Here is a 21,710-nt window from a genome sequence, read left to right on the forward strand (position 1 = left end):
AGTAATCAGCTTTCCTTCACGTGTTCGCCATTGGTGCGCCGCAGGGCGTTATGGGCCAGATGCCCACCCAACGAGTCAACCTCGTTGGACGGTGCCCGGATAGGGGCCAAAGTCACCACTGTGCTGCAACGCTGGACGGACCACCCAGGAGCACCATGGGCCAGGAGCGCCATGGTGCCTTGTGCCCTTGCGGCTGGCACCGTCGCCGTCGCCGGCCAGACTCGAAGAGAGCGCTGTCCCATGGCCGGGCCAGCACCACTCCAGCGAAGGAGGCCGCAATGCGTGCATGGTGGGTGGGGAAACCGGGCCCCGTTGCCTCGCATCCTCTTGTCTGGGGCGAACGGCCCGACCCTAATCCGGGTCCTGGCGATTTGCTGTTAATTGCATTAAGTTGCGGGGTCTGCCGCACCGACCTGGACCATGCCGAGGGCGACCTTGCACCCCGTAGCCCGCACATGATTCCGGGCCACGAGGTGGTGGGAATAGTATGCGGGCTGGGGCCGGACTGCAAAAAGTTTCAGATTGGCGACAGGGTTGGCGTGCCGTGGCTGGGCAAGACCTGCGGTGCATGCCGGTTCTGCCTGTGCGGGGAGGAGAACCTGTACCTGTCCCCCACCTTTACTGGGTGGGACCGTGACGGAGGCTATGCCGAACTCGTCACGGTGGCGGAGGCCTTCGCGTACAGTATCCCGGAGATTTTCAGCGAGGAGAAGGCTGCTCCCCTGCCGTGCTCGGGCATCATCGCGTCCAGGGCGCTCAAGCGTGCTGCGCTGCCTGCTCACGGACGGCTGGGAATTTACGGTTTCAGCGGATCCGCCCACATTACTGCCCGGATCGCATTGCACCAGGGCGCCTCATTCTATGTCATGACATGCTCGGCCGCGGCGCGCGCACTCGCTGCGGCCCTGGGGTCCGTGTTCGTGGGTGATGCCAGCGAGGTTCCTCTGGAGCCGCTGGATTCTGCCATCCTCTTCCCCGGTGGGCGATCTGGTGCCGGTTGCCCTGCGGGCACTGGACCGCGGAGGAACCCTCGCCGTGGCCGGCATCCACCTGACCGATATTCCCTCCCTGCACTACGAACCGGAGCTGTTCCAGGAACGGGCGCTGGTCAGCGTCACGGCCAACACCCGAGCGGATGGCCAGGAACTCTTGGGCATCGCTGCGCAGATCCCCAGCCAGCCGACCACCACGGCTTATCCTTTTTCAGCCGCCGACCAGGCCTTGGCCGACCTAGCCGCGGACCGCGTCACTGGCGCCGCATTCTCCTCGTGGACTAGGCCGCCACCGGTGAGGGAATCAAGGGGATCAGGCCGCCGTCGTACTTGGTATTGGACGGCGGCCCATCCCCCGTCACAGGCAAGTATTGCCCCGGAGACGTTTGCCGCATCGTCGCTCAGGAGCCAGGTGACGGCGGCGGCCAGTTGGTCGGAGTGGCCACGGGCGGGACATTGACGTGCAGGAAGGGACCAATCCGTTCCGCGGCAAGAGGCGAGCTGAATGGTGCCTCAATATTGCTGGCAACGGGTCCAGACGCGACGCCATTGCAGCGAATGCCCTGGTGTGCATTAAAGAACACAGTCCTCTTGGTCAACCCGTTCACCGCATGGTTCGATGTGGTGTGCGCCGTCCCTGCGGCAAACCGTCGAAGCCCGGCCTCAGAGCTGACGTTGACAATGGACCCTGCACCAGCCTCCAGCATTTAGGGAAGGACTGAACGGGTCAGGCACATGACGGTAGTGACGTTCACGCCCATGACCTTCTCCCAGGGGGTGTCATCGATCTCGGCAGAGGGCAGGAAACCATTCAATATCCCGGCAACATTCGCCAGCGCATCAACCCGCCCCTCGGTCTCAGCCACCACCGACCGCACAGTGTCCTCCGCGACAATGTCCCAGGCCGCCGTAACAAGCTGGCCACCGCCAGGCTCACGCTCCAACGCTGCCAACCTCTCCGGCATGACATCGGTGGCAATGACGCGCGCACCCTCCCGGATCAGCCGGATGGCCGTGGCACGTCCGATGCCGGATCCGGCAGCGGTGACCATGGCGGTCCGCCCGGCAAAGCGGCCGGCAAAGCGGCCGGCAACAAAGGATTCATGCAGGATTCCTTCTCCATCTCGTTGTGGCTGGCATCGACAGCCAGCGGCGGCTGTGCCGAAACCGAGGCCGGCGCGGCTTTGGGCTGCGTTGCGGTCAACGGCGCAGAGCCGTGGCTATGGCGGCGATGAACTTGCCCTGCAATTCGGATTCCTTGACCAGATGCCCATAGAGGGTGCGGCATTCTAAGCAGAAATAGGCAACATCCAAGGTGCCTTCGGGATCCCACGGTGGTTTCTGGGCGGACTCAATGAAGAGGTGGGCAGCAGTGCCACAACCCTGGTACCAAATGGGGTGGTTGGCACGGGCCTGGTTTGCTCCGGACGGCCCTCTTTGCCAGACATGGCCATCACCCTTCCCGGACTTCCTCAGCCAACAATGTGCTGCCCACTCTAGGCTGCACCTTTCGGCATGGATACGGTCCAAAGGCCCAAGTGTGGCAGCCACTGCGGAGTGTTCGCCAGCGTGTGGTTCAGCCGAGGTTCGTTCCGATGGCACCAGTGAAATATGGAATCAGCCAGATGCCCCACACCAGAAGGGAAAACTTATGGAAACGCCTTTTCTCCACCTCACGGTTGCGCAGCAACACAACCACAGCCCACCCCAGATGGACCACCATCAACAACAAGGCCACAGCCCCGGTGACCGCCATGACCGCATTCAGCCCGGCACCAGCCCCGCTGGCTTGTACCTCCCCCGACGCAGCAATCCGTGACATCAAGAAAGTGCCGCTGGCATCACAGGCCAACCCCAGAGCAAAAAACCCCACATGCCACCACTTCAACACACGCTGGACATGCTCCGACCACACACCAATCGAATAGAACACCAAAGCGGACGTGATGAGAATGATCGCAGGCAGCAGCATGACCCGAGACTACACCGACCAAGATGTGGCCGGATCAACCGGATGGACGATGTTGACGGGCTGCGACGGCGGGAAGTGTCCGTGTTGCTCCGCGTTGAGGCTGCCCAGCCCGTCCATGGGGCCTTCTCCTCTAGTGGGCCGCGGCTTGCTGGCCTGTACTGGAAGAACAGCCCACGCCCGCAGCGCAGGGCCCAAAACAGTAAGAAATCACCATGACTGAAATGTTGAGCTGGAACCCGCTGGACGCAGCCCGCCGAGCCGCAGCCTTCGACCTGTTCACCAGAAACCCGTTCGGCATGCTGGACTCCATCCAACGCCTCTTCGACGACGCCAACGACACAAGCGCCATGCGCCTTGCGCCTTGCGCCTTGAGGAAACGGGGGAGGACAACACCTTGGTGGTCTGCGCTGAACTGCCTGGCATTGACCCGGACAAGGACGTCGACGTCACTGTCGCCGACGGAGTCCTGACCATCAGCGCCCGGCGGGAGGAAAAGACGGAAAACAGAAACGATGGGAGTTACCGCTCCGAGTTCCGCTATGGTTCCATGCTCCGGCGCATCGCACTCCCCGAAGGAGCCACCGAGGAGGACGCCACAGCCTCCTACAAGGACGGAATTCTGGAAGTGCGTACACCCATGCCAAGGCGGAATCAGCGCAGGAACCTGCCAAAGTTTCCATCACCCGAGGCTGAAAGGACTCCCGTCATGATGACCGACACGCTCAGCGACCGGCATTTCCAATATGCAGTTGAGGCCGAACTTCGGTGGACCCCCGACGTTGAAGCGACCCACATAGGCGTCAGCGTGGACAATCATGCCGTGACGCTCACAGGAGCCGTCGGCAGCTACCCCGAGCGGATCGCCGCACGGCGCGCCGCCCTCCGTGTCGTGGGTGTGTCGGCCGTCGCCGAGGACCTCACCGTTCACTACGCCGGCGCGGCCGTGACGGACTCCGACATTGCCGAATCCGTGGGAAGCATGCTGGAGCGCAACGAGGTCCTGCCCCACGGGGCCATTCAGGCTAGCGTCCGCCACCATCTGGTGACCCTCACCGGTCACCTGCCTTCCATGAGTGAAAAGAAGCAGGCCGGGCTCACGGCCTGGTCATCCCCCGGTGTGGGATCGGTCCTCAACAGCATTCAGGTCGACCCCATGTAGTTCCATCCAGCCGCAAGCGCTGGCGCTGAAGGTCAAGCTCGAGGCACAGACCCCGTCACCATTGAACGATGGGGTCCGTTCCAGGGCTGGGCATGTATTGGCAACAATCCTCGACCGCCAAGTCAGCGGCGTGTTGGGGCGAAACGCCTTGCCAGCCCTTTCGAGTTCACGAATCCACTGCAGTGAAGGGACACATCGTGACGCTGACAATCGTCATCACCATAGTCATCGTCTTCCTTCTGGTGATCGCAGCGGTGCTCGCCATCCACGTGGTCAACCAGTACGAGATGGGCGTTGTGTTCCGCTTGGGTCGCGTGGTGGGTGTCAAGAAACCGGGGTTGGCCGTGATCATCCCCGTAGTCGACAGGATGCCCCAAGGTATCGATGCGGATCATCACCTTGCCCATTCAGTCCCAGGGCATCATCACAAGGGACAATGTCAGCGTCGATATTTCGGCGGTCGCCTATTTTCGTATCGTCGACGCCGTCAAGTCTGTCGTCGCCATTGAAAATGTCTATACGGCCATTGACCAAATCGCCCAGACCACGTTGCGCAAGGTGGTTGGCCGGCACACCCTGGATGAAATCCTGGCCGAAACGGATGTCATCAACTCGGGAATACGCGAAATCCTTGACGTCACCACGACGGAGTGGGGAGTCGACGTGACCCTTGTCGAGTTGAAGGACATCCAGCTTCCAGAGAGCATGAACCGGGCCATGGCCCGCCAGGCGGAAGCCGAACGGGAAAAGCGAGCAAAGATCATTGCCGCCGAGGGAGAGTCCCTGGCCGCAGCCGAACTTGGGGATGCGTCTGACACCATGATGGCCCACCCGCTGGCCCTCCAACTGCGCAACCTCCAGACCCTAGTGGAACTGGGCGTGGACAAGAACAGCACCGTAGTCTTCCCTGCCCCGCTGATGAGCACCATCAGCGAACTTGGCGCCTTCCTGGCCCGCGAGACGGAGTCAGCCAAGAGAACAATAGCCACCCCGACTGCCGGTCGAGTCGCCCTGGACGGGCAGCTTCTCGGCGGGGCCGACCTGCTGGTCCCGCCGTGCTTCAACCTTGACCGAAACCCAGCACAGCAGGATCGCACCAAGAACGTGGAGTATCAGGGGCCACCATCGATTCACCCCGAAAGCACGCAGTTTCTGGCCCCACCCGATCGGAGAAAGCCAGGAGATCCAGCCTGGAGTGGCGACCGTACCGTTCAAGTCGCCGATCGCACGCAACAAATACGCGATTCCGATGACGGTTGCGGCGAAACTGTTCGCACCGCGGCTGCTCGTGGACATCTGGCTTCCGATCGCGGCCACAACAAGAAAGTACAAGCCCACCCCGGCCAGGGAAGCACCCAGTTCCAGGCTGCCCATGACAGGCAGGGTCAAGGCCATTGCGGTCCCAGCAATTCCCAGGCCCACGACGACGTTGAAGGCAGCGACGAAAAGGTAGTTTGCCAGGGTGTAGGCGTGCCGGCCCACGACGTTCGCACGCAGAAGTTCCGTGCGCCCGGCTTCCTCGTCGGCACGGCCGTTGCGCGTCACAAGGAAGACCGTGACAAACGCCAAAGTGAGGGCAAGCGTCATCCAAATCTTCAGCATCAGAATTCCACCCAAAGTATCCGCCGCATAGGCAGTTCCCGTCAACGCGGCCACCGACGGCGTGTTCGCGATGGAGGCATACGCCTCGCGATCTGCCGCCGTGGGAAAGGCTGCGCGCTGGGATTCATACACGGAGGGAATCATGCCCACGAGCACCACCACCCACACCAGAAGGCGCAGCCAGTTGCGCCGGGCCAAGAAAAGAACCATGTCACGTAAGCCCTGCAGCGGGGATTGGGCGGGCATTCGACCCACCAGGGCGTCTCGGCTTCCACCCGTGGCCCGGGCAGTGGTCGCCGTCATGGGACCTTCACCCCGCCGGCGGCCAGCTCCGTACCGTAGTGGCGCAGGAAGAGCTCCTCGAGCGACGGCGGTGAGGAGACCAGAGCCCTCGGCTTCCAGCGGACGAGATCTGCAAGGACCGAACCAAAATCCGAATCGGCGACCGTGAACACAGTCCGCCCTCCCGCCTCCACAACGTCGTTAACACCGGGGAAACGCGACAAATTGGCTGCAGGGTCATCCAAGGCAACCGACACTGTGCTCCGCTGCAGATGACGTAATTGGGTCAGCGTGCCGGATTCGACTGTCTTGCCCTGCCGAATGATGGTGACGGTGTCACACAGGTTTTCAACCTCGGCGAAGAGGTGGCTGGAGAGCAGCACGGAACGTCCCTGGGCCTGGACGTCCCGGACGCAGGAACGGAACGCGGCCTCCAGATCGGGTCAAGACCCGAGGTTGGTTCGTCAAGGATCAACAATTCGGCATCAGAAGCCAACACCGAATCAAGAGCCACCTTCTGCCTGTTGCCTTTCGAGTACGCCCGCGCCTTCTTGGATGGGTCGAGCTCGAACCGTTGCAGAATTTCGTCCCTACGTGCCTTGTTGACCCCGCCCCTGAGTCCGCCCAGGATATCGATGATTTGTCCGCCGGTGAGGTTCGGCCACAGGTTCACGTCGCCGGGAACGTAGGCGATCCGGCGGTGCAGCTCAACGGCGTCCCGCCAGGGATCGCGGCCCAGCACGCGCACAGTCGTTGCCTCAGCCCTCAGCAGCCCCAGCAGGATCCTGATTGTGGTTAACTTCCCTGAACCATTCGGCCCAAAGAAGCCAGCGGTCTACCCGGACTCGACCCTCAGGTCCAACCCGTCGAGGGCAAGCTGGTGGCCAAAGGACTTCCGCAGGCCAACGACCTCGATGGCGGGGCTGGAAATTTCCGAACTGGTTATTGACATGGCATTCTCCTCCTCAGCACGCGCCGGTCCCTGTGCAGACAGCGCAGCAGGATGCGCCTCCTGCGTGAAGGCCACGGTGCTGCGGTACGCCGTCGGCAGGGGCAAAGGTCACCACATCCAGTCCGGGCAGCGCATAGCCTGCAGCCCTGGATCAGCGCTGGGATGCAGTGGTCCGATCGGCAGCCCAGCGAAGGCGCAGGCTTTCCTCCAGCTCCTGCGCATCAAGCTGGCGGCGGATCTCCAGCAGTTCACTTTCGAGGCGGGGTATCCACCGGTTCTCAACAGCCCGCTGCCGGGTCCTGGTTGCCGCGAGCTCGGCGGCCAGCAACAGGCGCTGCCGTTGGAGCACGGCATGGCGGAGCCCGGAAAGCAGCGCCTCCTGATGAGTGGAGGCCGCATAGGACAATGCCGAGCTTCCTCCCGCTGGGGGCAGCTCGGGAAAATCGCACTCTGGATCTTCCGGGAACCGCACGCCCATGGTGTTGCCCCATCGCAGCCGGACGGTTGCGGGGGCCAACGGTGCAGCGGCCTCCATCTGGATGCTTCCGTCCAGGGCAGCCGAGCGGCGCAGCCACACGGCCGCCTCCCTAGCCAGAGCCTCCCACTCCCCCCGGGCCGCCTCCAGCTGGGGCTGAAGGCCGTCCAGCTGGTCCACAAGGATGTGCTGTTTGCGGTCCAGCAGGCGGGCGCCGTGGCGGGCAGTCTCCAGGCGCCGCTCAGTCTGCACCTTGGCTGCCCGCCCCGTGCTGCTCAAGTCCGCTCACCACCCCTGGGCAAGTACTTCTCGAGGAACGCGGTTGGCACCATGGTCAGTTCAGGTTCAGGAAGGGCCGCCAGCGCCGCCCATGCCCTGCCCAGGGTGTCGTCCAGAGTCCTGGATTCATCGCTTCCCTGGTTGAAGAGACCACCCTCCACCAATGTCCGGTACGCGATGTAGCTACGGTCGGTGGAGCTCAACGCGGCCTCGCCCACCAGCTCGGCCAGTTCACCGGCCGCCCGGGCGCGAGCCAGGGCGGCCATCACCTGCGCCGCCACATCGAGGTGGTCCTCCCGGGTGCGGCCATTGCCTGCACCGCTGCGCATCAGCCGTGATAGCGAGGAAAGCACATCCACCGGCGGGTAGATGCCGCGTGCCGCGACGTCTGGGGCAAGGACAACCTGGCCCTCAGTGATGTAACCGGTCAAGTCCGGAACAGGGTGTGTGATGTCGCCGGCCGGCATTGTCAGCACTGGCACAATCGTCACGGACCCCTCGTGGCCCTTGACCCTCCCGCAACGCTCGTAGAGGGTGGCGAGGTCGCTGTACAGGTACCCGGGGTAGCCGCGCCGGGCGGGGATCTCCCGCCGTGCCGCGGACACCTCGCGGACCGCCTCAGCGTAGCTGGTCATGTCGGACATGATGACAAGGACGTCGTGGCCCTCCGTGTAGGCCAGGTGCTCGGCAATGGTCAGTGCAATGCGTGGGGTGAGAATCCTTTCTATGACAGGGTCGTCAGCCGCGTTGAGCAATAGGATCAGTTCCCCGCTGGCGGAGCGTTCCTCAAGCCGGTCCCGCACATAGGCAATGTCCGCATGGGTCAGCCCCATGGCGGCGAACACCACCCGGAATGATTTTCCGCTGGAGGTGGCCTGCGCCGCGATCTGGGTGGCCAGTGTCAGGTGTGGCAGGCCAGGCACCGAAAAGATCGGCAGTTTTTGCCCCCTGACCAGTGTCATGAGCCCGTCGATGACCGAGACGCCGGTCAGGACGGGTTCGGCCGGGGGCTCCCGGTAGACGGGGTTCAACGGCCAGCCGCTGACCGGAAGTGTCGCCGTCCCCGTCACCGGCGGTCCGCCGTCGAGCGGTTCCCCCCGGCCGTTGCAGACTCGGCCTAGCCACGCCGTGCCCACCTGGATATGCAGGGGCCGGCCGTCGAAGCGGATCCCGATTCCGCCCAGCGCCATGCCGTCGGTGCCTTCGAGCACCTGCAAGGTCGCCAGGTCCCTGTCCACCTCCAGCACCAGCCCATGGCGGCTTTCCCCGCTGTCCATGTCGATGGTGGCGAACTCGTCCCAGCCAACGCCGTCTGCCCCACCCACCACAAGCAGGGGGCCTCGAAGTTCCCGGATGTCGCTGTGGGAGACCTGTGCACCGAAGCGCCCTGACAGTGGCGCAGCCGCCGTGATGCCGGACGCTTCCTCACCTTGGTCGCCAAAGCCCGTCATTGCAGGGCCTCCAACGCGGCAATGGCCTGTCCGCAGCGTTCCCGCACCCCGGCCCCGTCGGAGGGCCCAAAATCTTCCCGGGCCCGCAGCAACGGGGAAAAATCGGCACTCTCAATGGTGGCGGCTGCCACGCCACGGTCCAGCAGCCGCTGGCAGGCGTCAACGACGTCGAGCACTCCATCCAGCAGCGCGGCCCCCTTGTCGGCGGAACAGAAACCGTCGTTGGGGTTGAGCGCATTCTGCATCAATACGCCGTCGCGCAGGAGCCGGCCACCCAGCAACAGGACTTGTTCATGCCCAGGCAGTGAGGCTTGGCCAATGATTTCCGCCAGCTCGGCCAAACGGTCCGCCTCGGCCAGAAGTGCGACGGCGCGTGCCCGGCGGGAGGCCCAGCCGGGCTGACCGTTGGCGGCATGCCAGGAACCCAGTTCGTCAGTGTCCCTGGCGAAAGAGCCCGTCCAGCTGACGGCGGGATAGTGGCGGGAGTATGCCAAATCCCGGTCCAGCATCCACAACGACCGGACGAAGCGCTGTGAGTCGGTGGTGACAGGTTCGCTCATGTCTCCCCCGGCCGGGGACACGGCACCGATCACGGTGACCGAAGCGGTGTTCCCGCCGAGCGTTGTCACCCGCCCTGCCCGTTCATAGAATGCCGCCAGCTCGGAGGCAAGGTTGGCCGGGTAGCCTTCCTCTGCGGGAAGGTCACCGTTGCGGTTGGCAAATTCACGCAGGGCTTCCGCCCACCGTGAGGTGGAGTCGGCGATCACCACCACGTCGTAGCCCATGTCACGGTAGAACTCCGCCACCGCAATCCCGGTGAAAATGCTGGCCTCCCGGGCCATCATGGGCATGTTGGAGGTGTTGGCGATGATGACGGTGCGGTCGATCAGCTTGCCACCCGTCCGGGCGTCCTCGAGCTGCGAGAGCCCGTCCAGGACGTCCGCCATTTCATTGCCCCGTTCCCCACACCCCACGTAGACAATGACGTCGGCGTCGCTCCATTTTGCGATCTGCTGCAGCATCATGGTCTTGCCCGTTCCAAAGCCCCCAGGAACGGCCGCGGCAGCCCCGCGCGCCACAGGAAACATCAAGTCAAGGACCCGCTGGCCTGTGTGCAGCGGAACCGTGTCGCTGTGTCGGATCCGGAAGGGGCGCGGGCGGCGTATCGGGGTGGGGTGGGCCAGCGACACCTGGTGGCCGGCCACCACTGCAATTGGATCCAGCACCTGAACTTTGCCTTCCGGTGCAATCCAGCTCAACTCGCCTGACACTCCAACGGGTACCAGGACGCGGTGTTCCACCGATCCGGAATCCGGAACGGTGCCCAGGACTTCGCCAGGCGAAACCTTCGCACCGGCCACGGCTGTTGGAACAAAGGCCCACTCGCGGGCCAGGACGGTGCGATCGCCGGTGGATCCTGAACGGTCCGGCGTCAGCCACATGGGCGCCGAGGACAGGGGGCGCATCAGCCCGTCAAACACCTGGCCCAGCAGTCCCGGACCCATCAGGGCGGAAAGCTCGGCATCCGTGGCTGTGGCAACATCACCGGCTTTCAGCCCGCCAGTGTATTCATAGGCCTGCAGGGTGGCCTTGTTGCCGACAATAGCCACAGTTTCGGCAGTGATCCGCTGCGGGCCGAGGGAGATCAGTTCAAGCATGGACAACCCTGCCACACCCTCAATCTCCACGAGGGGTCCGCTGACCCGGGACACCAGTCCGTTTCTTCTGGTTGCTACCGGGTCCACAGTTCACTCTCCTCGGGCATGGACTCCAAGGCCAGCTCGGCTAGGACGGGAAGGGAAAGGTCCAGCCGGCGCGTGCCAGCCTCGGCGATGACGCCGCCGTCGGGACTCTCCGACACCCTGGCCGAGGGGCCAAGAAGCGTCCGGCAGTGTTCCGTCAACCCCGCAACGAGTGCCGGGTAGCGGGGGTCGTCCCGCAGCGCCGATACGCGTGCCCTGAGCTGGCGGCGGAGTTCGGCCAGGACGGCGCTGCGCTGTGCCAGGACCAGTTCCTGTGCTTCGCGGCGAACCCGGGACGAGCGCAGCGCGGCCTGGGACCTGGCCGAGTCTTCTCCCTCCCTGGTGGCTCTTGCGAGAATCTGGGCTGCCTGCTCCCTCGCTGAGGCCAACAGGCCCGCGGCCTCCAGGCTAGCGCCGTGGCGAATATCCGCGGCCTGCTCTTCCGCATTCGTCCGCAGCGCCTGTCGCAGCGGGGCCAGGGCGGCATTGGATTCCGGAGCCAGGAAGTTCATGCTGGCAACACCACCGTCAGAGGCGAGCGGGGGTCGGAGAGTTCCCTCCCCAAGGCCTCTGCGGAGCGCGGCGTCAGGATCACCAATGCGGTGTCCTTCGGCAGTTTGCTCCACGCGCCGAGGATTTCCGGGTCACTTTCGCAGGCGTGGACAACCACGCCTGTCAGATGGAACCCGGCCAGGAGTGATTGCTCTCCGATAGCTGCCATGGGACCGGGCACACCCGTAACGGGCCGGCTTGCCGCGGCCCCCGGCTTTCCCGGCGCCACAGTGAATGCCTGGCTCATGCCTTGCCGATCAGGATGATGGCGATGATGAGGCCGTAGATGGCGATTCCCTCGGCCAGGCCCACCACCACCATGGCCCGGCCAAAGATTTCCGGGCGTTCGCTCATGGCCGCCAGCGCGGCCGAACCGGTGTAGGCAACAGCAAAGGCCGCCCCGATCGAGGATCCCGCCACGGCGATGGCGGCCGCTATCAGGGCCGCGCCCCCTGCCCCTGGTGCCGTGGTGGCAGCCGCGGTGACGGCCGGGACTGCCGCTGCCGCGGGACCGGCCGTCATGGCGCTGGCCAGCAGGGCCAGCGCTCCCACCATGACCGCGATATTAATGGCCATCAGGATCTTGAACGCCGACTTTCGCCAGCGTTTGACAAGGAGAACGGCTCCTGTCGCGGCGATCAGGAACACAGGGATGGCGGCGAACCAGGGATTCACGGTAACGGCCTTTCAACTGGGATTGCGGCGGCGGGGCTGCCGGCAATGGCTGTGGCACTGAAAGCCTCAATTTCTGGCGACCATGGCCTGAACGGGCGGCCCTCGGTTTGGAAGATGCGTGAGAAAAGCTCGTAGTATTCAAGGCGCAGGGCCTGGATGCCTGCCACCAGCGCCTCCAGCGCAAAGGTGACGATATTGCCCACCAGGAACAGCAGGATGGCGGCACCTGCGCGCCACCCTGGTTCCCAAAGCGCCGTCGTACCGTTCCACACCACCATCAAGAGGGCGGCGTGGGTTAGTCCGAAGGCAGCGAGGCGGGCGAAGGAGACAATGTTTGAGCCGAGCCGGATGACGGTGTCCACGAGTTCAATGAACGCCTGCGCCACCCCGGTCCCTCCTCCTCCGGCTTCTACGTACAGGCCAACGAAAATGAAGATCAATGCCGCAAGGGCAAGGACGACGGCGGTGGCGACCAGGACCCCGATACCGGCGACGAGCCCCCAGACCAGCAGCCCCACGGCCAGGAACAAAAGCGAACCGGCAGCGCCGGAGCGGGCGTACAGCGCCAATCCCCAACCGCTCTCGCGCACGCGATTGATGGTTCCCACGGCATAGGCGCCTGCGAGTAGGCATGCTCCCACTCCAAGGCCGGCCAGCAGCAGCGGGACGGGGTTGGCCAGGGGTTCCAGCCACAGCACAGGCACCAGGCCAGTGGGGCCAAATGCCTCCCCATACATCAGCCCAAAGACCATAGCGGCAAGCCCGGCAGCGCTCACGAATGCCCAGGCACGTTTCAGCGGGGCAAGTTTCTTGATGCGTCCGGTGCGCAGCAGCAGGCCGCAGACCAGCAGCATGGCCCCGTGGCCGACGTCGCCGAACATCATCCCGAACATCAGGATGTAGGCCGCAGCCGCAAGGCGCGACGGGTCCAGGTCCGCGTAGGGCACGGTCCCGTATGTGTCCACAAGGGTCCGGGACATGCCCGGGCGGCTGCCGGAGCCGAGCATCGTGGGAGGCTGGATCCATCGCGGTCCCGGGAGTGGCACCACGGCCGCACCCAGCGGGGCAAGCGTCTCGGTGAGCGCGGCAATACCGTGTTGCGGGGCCCAGCCCAGCCATGCGGCCGTTGGCCCGGAGACGACGGCCGCCGCCGCAGCCTTGTCCAGTTCCCTGGGGTCAGTGCCTGGTTCATAGGGCATTTCCAACTCCACGAGACCGCTGAGCGCAATGGCTGCGAGCATGCTTTTGCGCTCATGTTCGGGCACCACCAGGGCTATCCGTACCATCCGGGCAGGGGCTAGCGAGTCACGCAGCTTCATTGAGCACCTCGCTTGATCCGGCACCCGCGGCCGCGGCGGCCAGCGCGGCCCGCACTCGCCAGGCGTCCACCGACAGCACGGCAATGGCGCCCAACACCACATCAGGACCAGGCAGGGAGCCGCGCAGGAGGCGGAATCCATCAGCCTCCAGCTCGGCGTGCACTCGGGCCTCCACACGCCACAGTTCCGTGGGTGTGGCAATGTCACGAACCACTTTTTGCAGGGACGGTGGCAGGGCCGCCCGGAATTCGGGAATGCTCCGGGCGCCTTGCCACGCCCGACCAAGCACCGGGCGCAGGAGGTGAATGAGTTGCGGGGCCGCGGATGCCCCGTCGTCTGTGAGGCTCCGGGCCGCTGTGAGGACGCACACCGCACCGCACCACGGCAATACCGGGGGTGCTACTGCCGCCAGCCGCCGCATCCAGACCACCCTTAGTGCGGCCCGGAGCGGCCCGGGACCTCCATCGCCGACCTCGCCCCAAGATGAGGTGCGCAGCATCGTGGTGAGGTCCTCGATCGTTCCGGCCCGCCCCAGACGCGGCCAGGCGGTAGCGAGAGCCCCGAGCCGATATGGTTCGGGGGCTATTGTTCCGCCGGTGAGCTGGTGGGCTAGGGCAACAATGTTCTCTATCTCAAACGTGGCCGCCGCGGCCCGCGCGAGCGCGGTACCCGTAGCTGGAAGCCAGCCGGCCAGAACTCGCAACTGCCACAGAACTGTCTCCGAAATGGCGCGTTCGGCGGCGGCAAGGTTGGATGCGCCGGTGAGCCGTTCCGCGTAGCATGACTGTTCCAGCGTGGCCAGCGCAGCAGCAATGGTGGGTTCGGCAGCAAGCGCCCGGCTGCTGCCTGCACCTATTCGGCGCTGTGCCATGGACCGGGCCCGCACGGAGGCCGCAACCCAGTCCGCCTTCATTTCGGGTCGGCAATCTGAGGGTCAAGCAGGGAGTTGGTGACTTTGCCGACGACGGCGGGAATGAGGGCCAGCCCGGCTTCTTCCACGGATTCAGCCTCCTGGCGTGCCCGGTTCATGTCCCGTGCATCCCTGGCCCTGGCATCCCGTTCAACGACGGCGGCAGCCTCCGCGCGGGCGGCGCCGGCGTCGAGCTTGGCCTGCGAAACGATCGCTGCGGCCTGCGTCCGGGCCTCGGCTACATCGTGTTCGGCTTGGCGGCGCGCTGCCGCAACGAGTTCTTCACACCCTTGGACATCGGCGTGGAGCGCGGCGAACACGGGGATCAACTCAGTGGCGGGTCCCTGGGCTTCGACTGCCGGGACACCCGAGGGTCCTGCGGGGCCGGGCGCACCCATGGGCCTAAAGCGGTCCAGAACACTCAATCGCGCCATGACACCTCCATTGGAATGTCTCTTCGGCCCCAGTCTAGGCCTCTCCTTGAAACATCGCACTCCCTGTCCCGACGCGAGGCGCGTCAGGCCCGTGACTGCCGTCCCAACCATAATCGGCACAGCAACTTCATTGGCAACGGTGAGCCAGCGTCCGAATGGCTGTGTTCGGGACGGGCAGTTTGGCTGTGTGGTACTTTGCGGTTATGGCAATTGCCCTGGCGTGATTCTCATCCTCCGGCGTCGTGCAAGGAGTAATCATCGGTGCAGTGCTGGCATTCTTGAGCGCTGTCCTGGTCATGAATGCCGTCTGCCGGTCGATTGCAACCACGGCCAATGGATGGACTGCCATCCGCAAGTGCGGCCAGCCTGGCAACGGATTCCTGGTGGGGGCTGCCTGAGACAAAGCCCTGCCCGTGGTCAATGTGGTTGAGGAGGCTGCGTATGGGACGGCCGCTGTGGATGGCTCAGGGCGGCGGCTTACTGGCAGGAATGGCTACATGCTGCATTTTCCTGACGGGAAACTCCCACCGGATGACGCCTTCTGGTCGCTCACTCCGACCGATGCCGCCGGGTATATGGTGAAAAAATCATCACATCGCCAAATTATTGGCGACCGTTCATCTCTCGAGCGGAACACGGATGGTTAAGTTGACATCTACCTCCAGCACAAGGCGCCCGGCGCCCACGAGCAGACAAGGCGCCCACTCCATCCGGGGGGGCAGTCTGATATTTCGCGTGTAGCTTCCTGGCGCCGCAATCATTGACGGCAGCTATGAATTGCCGCGCCTTGTTAGGGCGCAGTGACATGAACCGCCTCATCTTGAAGTTCGACCGGCCCTCACCACAGCGAACCGGCAGTCATCGTCTGGGCGCTCGGCACGCCGACTTTCATCTAGTTACGGCCCCGGCTCACGGTCAATGGCTTCAAGAGGTCGATTGTCAGGCATGGGTTCGGTGAGGGCCCAATCCCTGTCAACACTCTGCACGCCGTGCCCACCCTCTCTTCCCCATCCGGTTCGTACGGGTGCCTGATGGCAACCGGCGCCGATGACCTGCTGTACATCGGCGGTTGGCTTGACTTGAGCTACGGACCCCAAGTCCTGCATGTGCCCGACATGGCGGGTTGCTACTACAGCGTGCAGTTTACCGACTCGTCGCACAGCACCAATTTTGCCTACATCGGCAAGCGGATGACCGGAACCAGAGCGGGCGACTACGTTCTCAGTGGGCCTGGTTGGGAGGGAACGGTGCCCACAGGCATGACGCAGATTGTTTCTCCAACCGACGCTGGGCTCATCATTGGCCATGTCTTCGTCGAGAGCAGCGACGATCTTCCCGTCGCTTACGCGCTTGCAGCGCAAGCACAACTGTCGCCGCTGAAGCAGCAACAGGCGCCCGGAAGAAATTGACTTCTCCCCGGCAGTCCCTGACTTCGGGGCTGTTCTTGTGGCTGTTCTGGATTCTTGCGGCTGATACTCTCCGGTCCGATACTTGTTAACAGTTTCTGGTACTGGGGTTCATCGAGGCAGCCAACCACACATGCACACTCCTGCCCGCCTGCCCGCGTCAGAGTTCCTGCCTCCTGAAGAGGATCGCAGCGAGGAAGACTGCGGAAACACTGAGCGCAATGGAGCTGATGAGGGGCCACAGTGGGAAGTCAATCCCCGCACCGCTGGCCAGGGCCGCAGCCCGTTCCAGAATGCCAGCGGGTGAATGGTCGCTGACAGGCTTCCAGACGGCCCCTATCGAGAGCACCATGAAGGCGCCCAGCCCGGCACCGGCGGCGCCGGCCGCCGAAGGAATCAGCACAGAGAAAAGTGTCATCAGGGAGAGGAAGACGATGGCAATCACCAGCCAAAGGAGCGCTGCTGACCACAACGAGCGTCCGGGCGCCGTGCCAAAAACCACTGCTGTCAGACCCCACGTAGTCAGGGTCCCGCCCGCGAGGAGGACGACGAGGAAGGATGCGTGCACCACAGCTTTCACCACAATGAAGGTGGCCCGGGACACAGGCTTGGTGAGCATCAGGACGGCCGTACCGCTGCGGCGCTCGGCGGAGACAATGCCCCCATAAATAATGATGAGTGCGAAGATGACAATTTGAGACAGATTCTTGATCCATTGGCCGTAAGAGTCGAAAACGGTGGGTTCAGGAAGCTGGAGCGAGGCGAATTGGCTCCCGGCGACAGCGCCCAGCAATTCCGGCGTGTACTTGGCAAGGACCGGTCCTGTGACGGCAAAAAGCAGCATGATCGATGGCAGTACGTAGATTCTCCATGTCCGAGTGATCTCCAGGGCTTCCTTGCGGGCAAAGACCCACGAACTTCTCATGCCTTCACGTCCCCGACAAGTTCGACGAAAATGTCCTCGAGCCCCTGCTCCCCCGCCTCGAACCGGATGAGCCCGGCGTGCTGGGCTGCAACCAGCCCGGGAATGTCATGTTGGGCGTTGAACACATCCCTCACGCTGACTTCAAAGGAGCCGGCACCGTCGCGCACCACCGAGAACGCCCATGGCCGTTGGGCGATGGCCGCCGCCAGGCCGTCGGCACCCTCAGTCACCTCCATCACGATTTTGTGGCGACCATGCCGTGCCTTGAGTTCGTGGATGGGCGCCTGTGTGAGGATCCGCCCCCGGTCCAGAATGGCGACCGAATCGCAGACCCGCTCAACATCGCTGAGGATGTGGGTGGAAAAGAAGATGGTTGTGCGCCCGCGCAGAGTGTCAATCAGCTCCAGGACATCCTTGCGTCCAATGGGGTCCAATGCGCTGGTGGGCTCATCGAGCAGCAGCAGCCGCGGGGCATTGATCAGCGCCTGGGCAATGCCCAGGCGCTGCCGCATGCCCCGTGAGTACCCTCCAATCCTGCCCATCACACCGCCCAAGCCGGCGGAGTCGAGTAGCATCGCCGTCCTGGACTTGGTCACTCGGTGATCGAGTCCGGAGAGGTCCCCGGCAAGATGCATAAATTCCATGGCCGTCATCCATGGGTAGAACGCTGGAACATCGGGCAGAAACCCCAGCTGTGCCCGCACCGCGTTGCCTGCTGTGGACAGTTCCTGGCCCAACACCGTGATGGTTCCAGAGGTTGGGCGCGCCATTCCCGTGACCAGACGCAGGGTCGTCGTCTTTCCGGCCCCGTTCGGGCCCAGGAAACCGAAGATCTCCCCCTCCTCCACGGTGAGGTCGACGGCGTCGAGCACGCTCTTGCCTTTGTAGGTCTTGGTCAGTGCCACCACCTCGAGTGCGGCGCTCATGGGGTATTCCTGTCCCCGGGCAAGCCGTAGAGCTCGTCGGCGATGGTCTGCGCCCGGGTGGTCCCTTCGTGATGGTGAGGCGGGTCGCGGGGCGGCGAGGCGGGCTGGCGGCCGGCTGCAAGGTAGAGGATGGCGCCGACCAGATTGGCAAGGACAATGATGGCCACCCATGCCCACTTGTTGCCGAAGACAACTGACTCCCTGGGTCGCCGGGCAAGATCAACCAAGGCAACTACATCCAGCGCCAGCTGAACGAGGGCCAAAACGCCTACTATCACCAATACTCCCGCCGGCAGTGAACCGGGGTCCATGTTCATGGCTGCTCAGCCGCGGGCGGCAAGGTAGTCGATAAGGCCCCTGATGGTTCCCACAGATGCGTAGTCACGCTCTGGAATGTCCACATCGGTGCTGGCGTCCATGGTTTCCACAAGCCGGAGGAAGTCCAAGGAATCAAGTTCAAGGTCCTGCCGCAGCCGTGAGGCGTCATCAAAATCAGCCAGCGCGATGTCCGGGGCGACTTGGGCAATGGCGGCTTGGACGGCCGCACGGGCTTCTTGTTCAGTCATAGCTCCTCCGGATGTTGCACTAGTTTATCAATGCGGGCCAGGTAGCGTCCCTCACGGAGACCGTCGCTGACCCGGTGGCCCGCGGAGAGGGTCGCGATGACGGCGGGCCTCACCACGAGCAGGCCGTTGTGCGCCCAAGGCTGTTCCGTCACGCACCCGAAGTCGAGCATGGCCACCTGAGGCGGATAGATCACGCCATAGACCCTGTCGACGCCGAGGTCGCCAAGGTTTGTCACCGTGAGGGGCCGCGTGCTGCCGTCAGCCCTGACAAGACGCAGGGTCTCACGTCCGGCGAGATCATTCCTGGCCTCGTCCCAGCTGAATGCGGCATCTGCCTGGTCGCAGTCCACCAGGTCTGGCCGCACCCTAAATGCGGTGTTGTCTTTGGGGATGACGGGCCAACGGGTCGCTGGCACTGCTCCTGTTGTCATGGAACCATCCGACGCCTGTTGCGGTTTTTTGCCTAGAGCAGAAGGTCCTTTCTGCCATCCAACGGTCTTCGCGCCTGGCGTGTTCATCAGCGCCCCGGCTCTCCCCATGTGCGTCCGGCCTGCTTGACGGCGGTGGCTCCGCGAGCACCCTCCCCCGGGAATTCGCCCCGTTCATGAACAACTTCAACAGCGGTGGTGACGGAGACTTGAGAGCGCATCCCTGCCGGTAGCTGGTCCTGTGCCTCCCTCAGCTGCGCCATCCGCAAGACCAACTTCAACACGCGTGAAACCAACTCGGCGAACCGGAGGCCCGATTCAACACTCAACGCACTGAAACAGCCGTTGCGGTGAGAATAAGCGGCCAAGACAGCATGGGAACCATAGCCCAAGTCCAGCGGTATTGCCAGCACGGAACTGACGTTGACGGCAGCGGCAGCCGCCGAGAATTCAGGCCACTGGTGGAGCAGTGCCACGTTCTGAACCAGCACATGATCACAGGAGGTAATTGCAGCCTGGCAAGGTCCACCTCCGGTCATGCCGTGGTCCTTCACCAGGACTGCGGCACTTGGTCCGCTGGCGGCGCTGATTGCAGCCTTCCCCTCAACGGGGAGGTATACGCCACATTCCGCCGTAGCCCCTAGGCGGGAATAATGTGTTGCAGCCAAGGCCGCCAGACCGGCCAAGAATGTTGGCACATCGTCACAGGCCAGCAGGAGATCCAGCAACAAGAGTTCCTCGTCATCGGCTGAGTCGCTGCTGGGCAATCCGCAGCTTTCAACGGACTTCTTGATCAACCGTCCCACCTCCTGCAGCAGGGGCACCATTGGCCTGGCGAATCTCCGCAGTGGCCAGTCTTGTTAGCCCCCTTCTCAACGAAGGTTACTGCGGCCAAGTTGTGCATGGTAGGGCCGAAAGTCACCAACCACAGTCCCGGCCCGGCCAAACCAATACGGCCTCAGCGCCCCTCCAACATAGTGCCCAAGAAAGGGTCTTTGTACCGTTGGGGATGGTCGGCGGCAGTCTGAAAGGAGTGATGTCCCACACCCGCGCTGGATCTATTCGAGGAGGCAGATTCAAGTGAAGAAATGGAACCGGTGGCAAGATTGGGCCGCCTTCGTCGGTGGCGCAGTGGCCGCTTTGTCACCTATCTGGACCGCGCACACCACACAATCCAGGTGGCTCATGGTGGTCCTGGGCGTTGTGATCGCCGTCAGCGGCGTGGTCAACCTTTCGCCCCTGGCAGGGTCTGGGTGGAAGGTGTTTAGCTTGTTTCCGGTGTGGCGCTGATTCTGGCACCGTGGTTTGGGTCCTACACGGCTCAGACGGGGGCAGCTTGGATCTCATGGATCGCCGGCGCGGACGTGGTCATTGCCACGGGCTTTGCTTTCAAGCCAAGCAACGTCGCCCACCACAATGCTGCCGCCTCCCACTAGGGCAGAAACTGCACAACACACCACGCAAGAGAGGAACCCGCCGGAACTGGGTCCCTCTCTTGGTGCCCGGGTACTGGCTGGCTATCGCCTCATGACCCTGACCATTTGCTCCAGCGCGTCCCCCACCTCGCTGACCCGCACGCAATGTGCCGCGAAGCACCCACATTCGAGGCAGGAATATCCCAAGCCTACGGCGCCCGCAATGGCACAAGAACATGACGTGACCGATTCAATAATGAGGAATTCGTCAGTATCACAATCCTCGCACCACAACCGGGCCACATTGGCACACCCCGCTCCGAGCTCTTGATGACCACCCACAACGCACTTCCTCAGCTATTCGCCCTGACCCTGCCACTCAAGCTGCACAGGACCCTGCATCCACCATTGATCGGTGGTCGTCTTGATCGTTGCACCCGGCCGTCGGCTGCGACAGTGTCCTTTGGCCCCAATGCTGGCAAGCTCAGCCACCAACAGCTCCGGCGTGGGACTTTGTGCTCTATCGGCCAGCCGCCCTCTGGCGTGAACTGTAAGCACCGACCGCGCCCCGACCGACACGGCCCCGACATCAGGAGAAACGCCACGTCTGAAATGTTGAGCTGAACGCCTCTGGACGCAGCCCGTTGGGTTGCACCATTTGACCTGTTCACCCGATTCCCTTTCAACCTGCTCGACTCCATGCAGCGACTCTTTGATGGTGACACCGGGAATTCCGGCATGTGGGTGGAGGAGTCAATAAAGGACAACACCTTGGTGGTCCGGGCCGAACTGCCGGGCATCGACCCCGGCAAAGATGTGGAGGTCTCCGTCACCGACGGGATCCTGACCATCAGCGCCCACCGGGAAGAAAACTCCGAAAAGCATTCTGACGGTGCATACCGTTCACAGTTCCGCTACGGATCCATGCTCCGGCGCATCCCACTGCCTGAGGGTGTCACCGAAGCAGACATCACCGCTTACTTCAAGGACGGGATTCTGGAAGTCAAGCCCCGTCGCGCGGTACCACGGCATACCCAGCCAAACCATTGACGTCGAAGCTGGGTTTCCCATTGTCGGGCAATTCAAGGCAACAGAAGAGGTTCAGGAAAGCACGTTGCCGGCAACCGAACCCTTTGAGGCCATGCGCATGGGATCATATGACACCCTGAAAAAGACATACGGGCCGATCCAGCAGCGAATGCAGGCGGAAGTCAGTACTCCCGCGGACACAATGTGTAAATTTTATCT

26 protein-coding genes and 3 pseudogenes are annotated in these 21,710 nt (G+C 63.5%); 10 read left to right on the plus strand and 19 right to left on the minus strand.

Features of this window, described 5'->3' with window-relative positions; genetic code table 11:
- Positions 1–5 precede the first annotated feature (5 nt).
- Positions 6–242: a hypothetical protein gene (locus AS189_RS20020; protein ID WP_129587282.1), complete on the minus strand. Its 237-nt coding sequence runs from the start codon at positions 240–242 to the stop codon at positions 6–8.
- A gap of 36 nt (positions 243–278) precedes the next feature.
- On the opposite strand from AS189_RS20020, the pseudogene AS189_RS21155 reads away from it, so the two are divergent.
- Together AS189_RS21155 and AS189_RS21160 are read left to right on the plus strand one after the other, a co-directional pair.
- A pseudogene (locus AS189_RS21155) lies at positions 279–635 on the plus strand (alcohol dehydrogenase catalytic domain-containing protein); the annotation flags it as partial.
- Between the two features lie 292 nt (positions 636–927).
- On the plus strand, positions 928–1,452 hold the full coding sequence (locus AS189_RS21160) for a hypothetical protein (RefSeq protein ID WP_337589233.1): 525 nt from the start codon (positions 928–930) through the stop codon (positions 1,450–1,452).
- Here the strand turns inward: AS189_RS21160 and AS189_RS13380 are convergent.
- A pseudogene (locus tag AS189_RS13380) lies at positions 1,394–2,044 on the minus strand (SDR family NAD(P)-dependent oxidoreductase). The gene AS189_RS21160 and the pseudogene AS189_RS13380 overlap by 59 nt on opposite strands.
- Before the next feature lie 51 nt (positions 2,045–2,095).
- Here AS189_RS13380 and AS189_RS21030 point away from each other — a divergent pair.
- Positions 2,096–2,227 (plus strand): hypothetical protein, encoded by a 132-nt coding sequence (locus AS189_RS21030; RefSeq protein WP_272946728.1) that lies wholly within the window; start codon positions 2,096–2,098, stop codon positions 2,225–2,227.
- A gap of 341 nt (positions 2,228–2,568) precedes the next feature.
- Here AS189_RS21030 and AS189_RS13390 read toward each other — a convergent pair whose 3' ends face one another.
- Positions 2,569–2,964 (minus strand): HsmA family protein, encoded by a 396-nt coding sequence (locus tag AS189_RS13390; protein WP_062289877.1) that lies wholly within the window; start codon positions 2,962–2,964, stop codon positions 2,569–2,571.
- 361 nt (positions 2,965–3,325) lie between these two features.
- Between AS189_RS13390 and AS189_RS20835 the strand changes: the two genes are divergently transcribed.
- Positions 3,326–4,123: a BON domain-containing protein gene (locus AS189_RS20835; RefSeq protein ID WP_237759850.1), complete on the plus strand. Its 798-nt coding sequence runs from the start codon at positions 3,326–3,328 to the stop codon at positions 4,121–4,123.
- 384 nt (positions 4,124–4,507) lie between these two features.
- A complete protein-coding gene (locus tag AS189_RS20540) occupies positions 4,508–5,944 on the plus strand; it encodes a slipin family protein (protein WP_237759851.1) in 1,437 nt (478 codons plus the stop codon).
- A gap of 80 nt (positions 5,945–6,024) precedes the next feature.
- Here AS189_RS20540 and AS189_RS13405 read toward each other — a convergent pair.
- From AS189_RS13405 to AS189_RS13450, 10 genes and pseudogenes are all read right to left on the minus strand, one after another.
- Positions 6,025–6,959, minus strand: a pseudogene (locus tag AS189_RS13405) (ATP-binding cassette domain-containing protein).
- A 151-nt stretch (positions 6,960–7,110) separates the two neighbouring features.
- Complete coding sequence (locus AS189_RS13410; RefSeq protein WP_062289880.1) at positions 7,111–7,713, minus strand: V-type ATP synthase subunit D; 603 nt, start codon at positions 7,711–7,713, stop codon at positions 7,111–7,113.
- A complete protein-coding gene (locus AS189_RS13415; RefSeq protein ID WP_082634299.1) occupies positions 7,710–9,164 on the minus strand; it encodes a V-type ATP synthase subunit B in 1,455 nt (484 codons plus the stop codon). The genes AS189_RS13410 and AS189_RS13415 overlap by 4 nt, the downstream gene beginning before the upstream one ends.
- The gene (locus tag AS189_RS13420; protein ID WP_062289883.1) at positions 9,161–10,909 is read right to left on the minus strand and encodes a V-type ATP synthase subunit A; all 1,749 of its coding nucleotides are present in this window, start codon (positions 10,907–10,909) and stop codon (positions 9,161–9,163) included. The genes AS189_RS13415 and AS189_RS13420 overlap by 4 nt, the downstream gene beginning before the upstream one ends.
- Positions 10,897–11,418 (minus strand): V-type ATP synthase subunit E family protein, encoded by a 522-nt coding sequence (locus AS189_RS13425; protein WP_062289885.1) that lies wholly within the window; start codon positions 11,416–11,418, stop codon positions 10,897–10,899. Before AS189_RS13425 ends, AS189_RS13420 begins: the two co-directional genes overlap by 13 nt.
- Positions 11,415–11,705, minus strand: coding sequence for a hypothetical protein (locus AS189_RS13430; RefSeq protein WP_062289889.1), 291 nt, complete (start codon positions 11,703–11,705; stop codon positions 11,415–11,417). Before AS189_RS13430 ends, AS189_RS13425 begins: the two co-directional genes overlap by 4 nt.
- On the minus strand, positions 11,702–12,133 hold the full coding sequence (locus AS189_RS13435; RefSeq protein ID WP_062289891.1) for an ATP synthase subunit C: 432 nt from the start codon (positions 12,131–12,133) through the stop codon (positions 11,702–11,704). The genes AS189_RS13430 and AS189_RS13435 overlap by 4 nt, the downstream gene beginning before the upstream one ends.
- On the minus strand, positions 12,130–13,452 hold the full coding sequence (locus AS189_RS13440; protein WP_082634300.1) for a V-type ATPase 116kDa subunit family protein: 1,323 nt from the start codon (positions 13,450–13,452) through the stop codon (positions 12,130–12,132). The genes AS189_RS13435 and AS189_RS13440 overlap by 4 nt, the downstream gene beginning before the upstream one ends.
- A complete protein-coding gene (locus tag AS189_RS13445; RefSeq protein ID WP_062289897.1) occupies positions 13,439–14,365 on the minus strand; it encodes a hypothetical protein in 927 nt (308 codons plus the stop codon). The genes AS189_RS13440 and AS189_RS13445 overlap by 14 nt, the downstream gene beginning before the upstream one ends.
- Positions 14,362–14,796: a hypothetical protein gene (locus AS189_RS13450; protein WP_062289901.1), complete on the minus strand. Its 435-nt coding sequence runs from the start codon at positions 14,794–14,796 to the stop codon at positions 14,362–14,364. Before AS189_RS13450 ends, AS189_RS13445 begins: the two co-directional genes overlap by 4 nt.
- A 422-nt stretch (positions 14,797–15,218) precedes the next feature.
- Between AS189_RS13450 and AS189_RS21320 the strand changes: the two genes are divergently transcribed.
- Positions 15,219–15,443: a DUF1214 domain-containing protein gene (locus AS189_RS21320; protein WP_424581578.1), complete on the plus strand. Its 225-nt coding sequence runs from the start codon at positions 15,219–15,221 to the stop codon at positions 15,441–15,443.
- Positions 15,444–15,776: 333 nt separating this feature from the next.
- Complete coding sequence (locus AS189_RS13455) at positions 15,777–16,205, plus strand: DUF1254 domain-containing protein (protein WP_272946754.1); 429 nt, start codon at positions 15,777–15,779, stop codon at positions 16,203–16,205.
- A gap of 157 nt (positions 16,206–16,362) precedes the next feature.
- On the opposite strand, the gene AS189_RS13460 is transcribed toward AS189_RS13455, so the two are convergent.
- The 6 genes from AS189_RS13460 to AS189_RS13485 form a co-directional block, all read right to left on the minus strand.
- A complete protein-coding gene (locus AS189_RS13460; RefSeq protein WP_082634302.1) occupies positions 16,363–17,127 on the minus strand; it encodes an ABC transporter permease in 765 nt (254 codons plus the stop codon).
- A complete protein-coding gene (locus AS189_RS13465; protein ID WP_062289908.1) occupies positions 17,124–18,053 on the minus strand; it encodes an ABC transporter ATP-binding protein in 930 nt (309 codons plus the stop codon). The genes AS189_RS13460 and AS189_RS13465 overlap by 4 nt, the downstream gene beginning before the upstream one ends.
- Positions 18,050–18,370: a PLD nuclease N-terminal domain-containing protein gene (locus tag AS189_RS13470; protein WP_082634303.1), complete on the minus strand. Its 321-nt coding sequence runs from the start codon at positions 18,368–18,370 to the stop codon at positions 18,050–18,052. Before AS189_RS13470 ends, AS189_RS13465 begins: the two co-directional genes overlap by 4 nt.
- Positions 18,371–18,376: 6 nt before the next feature.
- Entirely contained in the window at positions 18,377–18,619 is a 243-nt protein-coding gene (locus AS189_RS13475) for an acyl carrier protein (RefSeq protein ID WP_062289916.1), read from the minus strand.
- On the minus strand, positions 18,616–19,050 hold the full coding sequence (locus tag AS189_RS13480) for a 2-oxo acid dehydrogenase subunit E2 (RefSeq protein WP_237759853.1): 435 nt from the start codon (positions 19,048–19,050) through the stop codon (positions 18,616–18,618). Before AS189_RS13480 ends, AS189_RS13475 begins: the two co-directional genes overlap by 4 nt.
- An 86-nt stretch (positions 19,051–19,136) precedes the next feature.
- Complete coding sequence (locus tag AS189_RS13485) at positions 19,137–19,874, minus strand: GAF domain-containing protein (RefSeq protein ID WP_062289920.1); 738 nt, start codon at positions 19,872–19,874, stop codon at positions 19,137–19,139.
- A gap of 253 nt (positions 19,875–20,127) precedes the next feature.
- Here AS189_RS13485 and AS189_RS20840 point away from each other — a divergent pair, with 253 nt between their 5' ends.
- From AS189_RS20840 to AS189_RS13495, 3 genes are all read left to right on the plus strand, one after another.
- Positions 20,128–20,337: a hypothetical protein gene (locus AS189_RS20840; protein WP_237759854.1), complete on the plus strand. Its 210-nt coding sequence runs from the start codon at positions 20,128–20,130 to the stop codon at positions 20,335–20,337.
- Positions 20,328–20,483, plus strand: coding sequence for an SPW repeat domain-containing protein (locus AS189_RS20845; protein WP_237759855.1), 156 nt, complete (start codon positions 20,328–20,330; stop codon positions 20,481–20,483). Before AS189_RS20840 ends, AS189_RS20845 begins: the two co-directional genes overlap by 10 nt.
- A gap of 678 nt (positions 20,484–21,161) precedes the next feature.
- Complete coding sequence (locus tag AS189_RS13495; protein ID WP_062289923.1) at positions 21,162–21,512, plus strand: Hsp20/alpha crystallin family protein; 351 nt, start codon at positions 21,162–21,164, stop codon at positions 21,510–21,512.
- Positions 21,513–21,710 lie beyond the last annotated feature (198 nt).

The organism is Arthrobacter alpinus, assembly GCF_001445575.1.
GTDB classification, from domain to species: Bacteria; Actinomycetota; Actinomycetes; order Actinomycetales; family Micrococcaceae; genus Specibacter; species Specibacter alpinus_C.

Coding starts and splice junctions, on each gene's coding strand:
- AS189_RS13445 (WP_062289897.1), bottom strand. CDS start 14,365: ATGAAGGCGGACTGGGTTGCGGCCTCCGTGCGGGCCCGGTCCATGGCA.
- AS189_RS13475 (WP_062289916.1), bottom strand. CDS start 18,619: ATGACTGAACAAGAAGCCCGTGCGGCCGTCCAAGCCGCCATTGCCCAA.
- AS189_RS13465 (WP_062289908.1), bottom strand. CDS start 18,053: ATGAGCGCCGCACTCGAGGTGGTGGCACTGACCAAGACCTACAAAGGC.
- AS189_RS13450 (WP_062289901.1), bottom strand. CDS start 14,796: ATGGCGCGATTGAGTGTTCTGGACCGCTTTAGGCCCATGGGTGCGCCC.
- AS189_RS13460 (WP_082634302.1), bottom strand. CDS start 17,127: ATGAGAAGTTCGTGGGTCTTTGCCCGCAAGGAAGCCCTGGAGATCACT.
- AS189_RS13430 (WP_062289889.1), bottom strand. CDS start 11,705: ATGAGCCAGGCATTCACTGTGGCGCCGGGAAAGCCGGGGGCCGCGGCA.
- AS189_RS20540 (WP_237759851.1), top strand. CDS start 4,508: ATGCGGATCATCACCTTGCCCATTCAGTCCCAGGGCATCATCACAAGG.
- AS189_RS20020 (WP_129587282.1), bottom strand. CDS start 242: ATGGGACAGCGCTCTCTTCGAGTCTGGCCGGCGACGGCGACGGTGCCA.
- AS189_RS13440 (WP_082634300.1), bottom strand. CDS start 13,452: ATGAAGCTGCGTGACTCGCTAGCCCCTGCCCGGATGGTACGGATAGCC.
- AS189_RS13495 (WP_062289923.1), top strand. CDS start 21,162: ATGCAGCGACTCTTTGATGGTGACACCGGGAATTCCGGCATGTGGGTG.
- AS189_RS21030 (WP_272946728.1), top strand. CDS start 2,096: ATGCAGGATTCCTTCTCCATCTCGTTGTGGCTGGCATCGACAGCCAGC.
- AS189_RS13415 (WP_082634299.1), bottom strand. CDS start 9,164: ATGACGGGCTTTGGCGACCAAGGTGAGGAAGCGTCCGGCATCACGGCG.
- AS189_RS13480 (WP_237759853.1), bottom strand. CDS start 19,050: ATGACAACAGGAGCAGTGCCAGCGACCCGTTGGCCCGTCATCCCCAAA.
- AS189_RS21160 (WP_337589233.1), top strand. CDS start 928: ATGCCAGCGAGGTTCCTCTGGAGCCGCTGGATTCTGCCATCCTCTTCC.
- AS189_RS13470 (WP_082634303.1), bottom strand. CDS start 18,370: ATGAACATGGACCCCGGTTCACTGCCGGCGGGAGTATTGGTGATAGTA.
- AS189_RS13485 (WP_062289920.1), bottom strand. CDS start 19,874: ATGGTGCCCCTGCTGCAGGAGGTGGGACGGTTGATCAAGAAGTCCGTT.
- AS189_RS13425 (WP_062289885.1), bottom strand. CDS start 11,418: ATGAACTTCCTGGCTCCGGAATCCAATGCCGCCCTGGCCCCGCTGCGA.
- AS189_RS13390 (WP_062289877.1), bottom strand. CDS start 2,964: ATGCTGCTGCCTGCGATCATTCTCATCACGTCCGCTTTGGTGTTCTAT.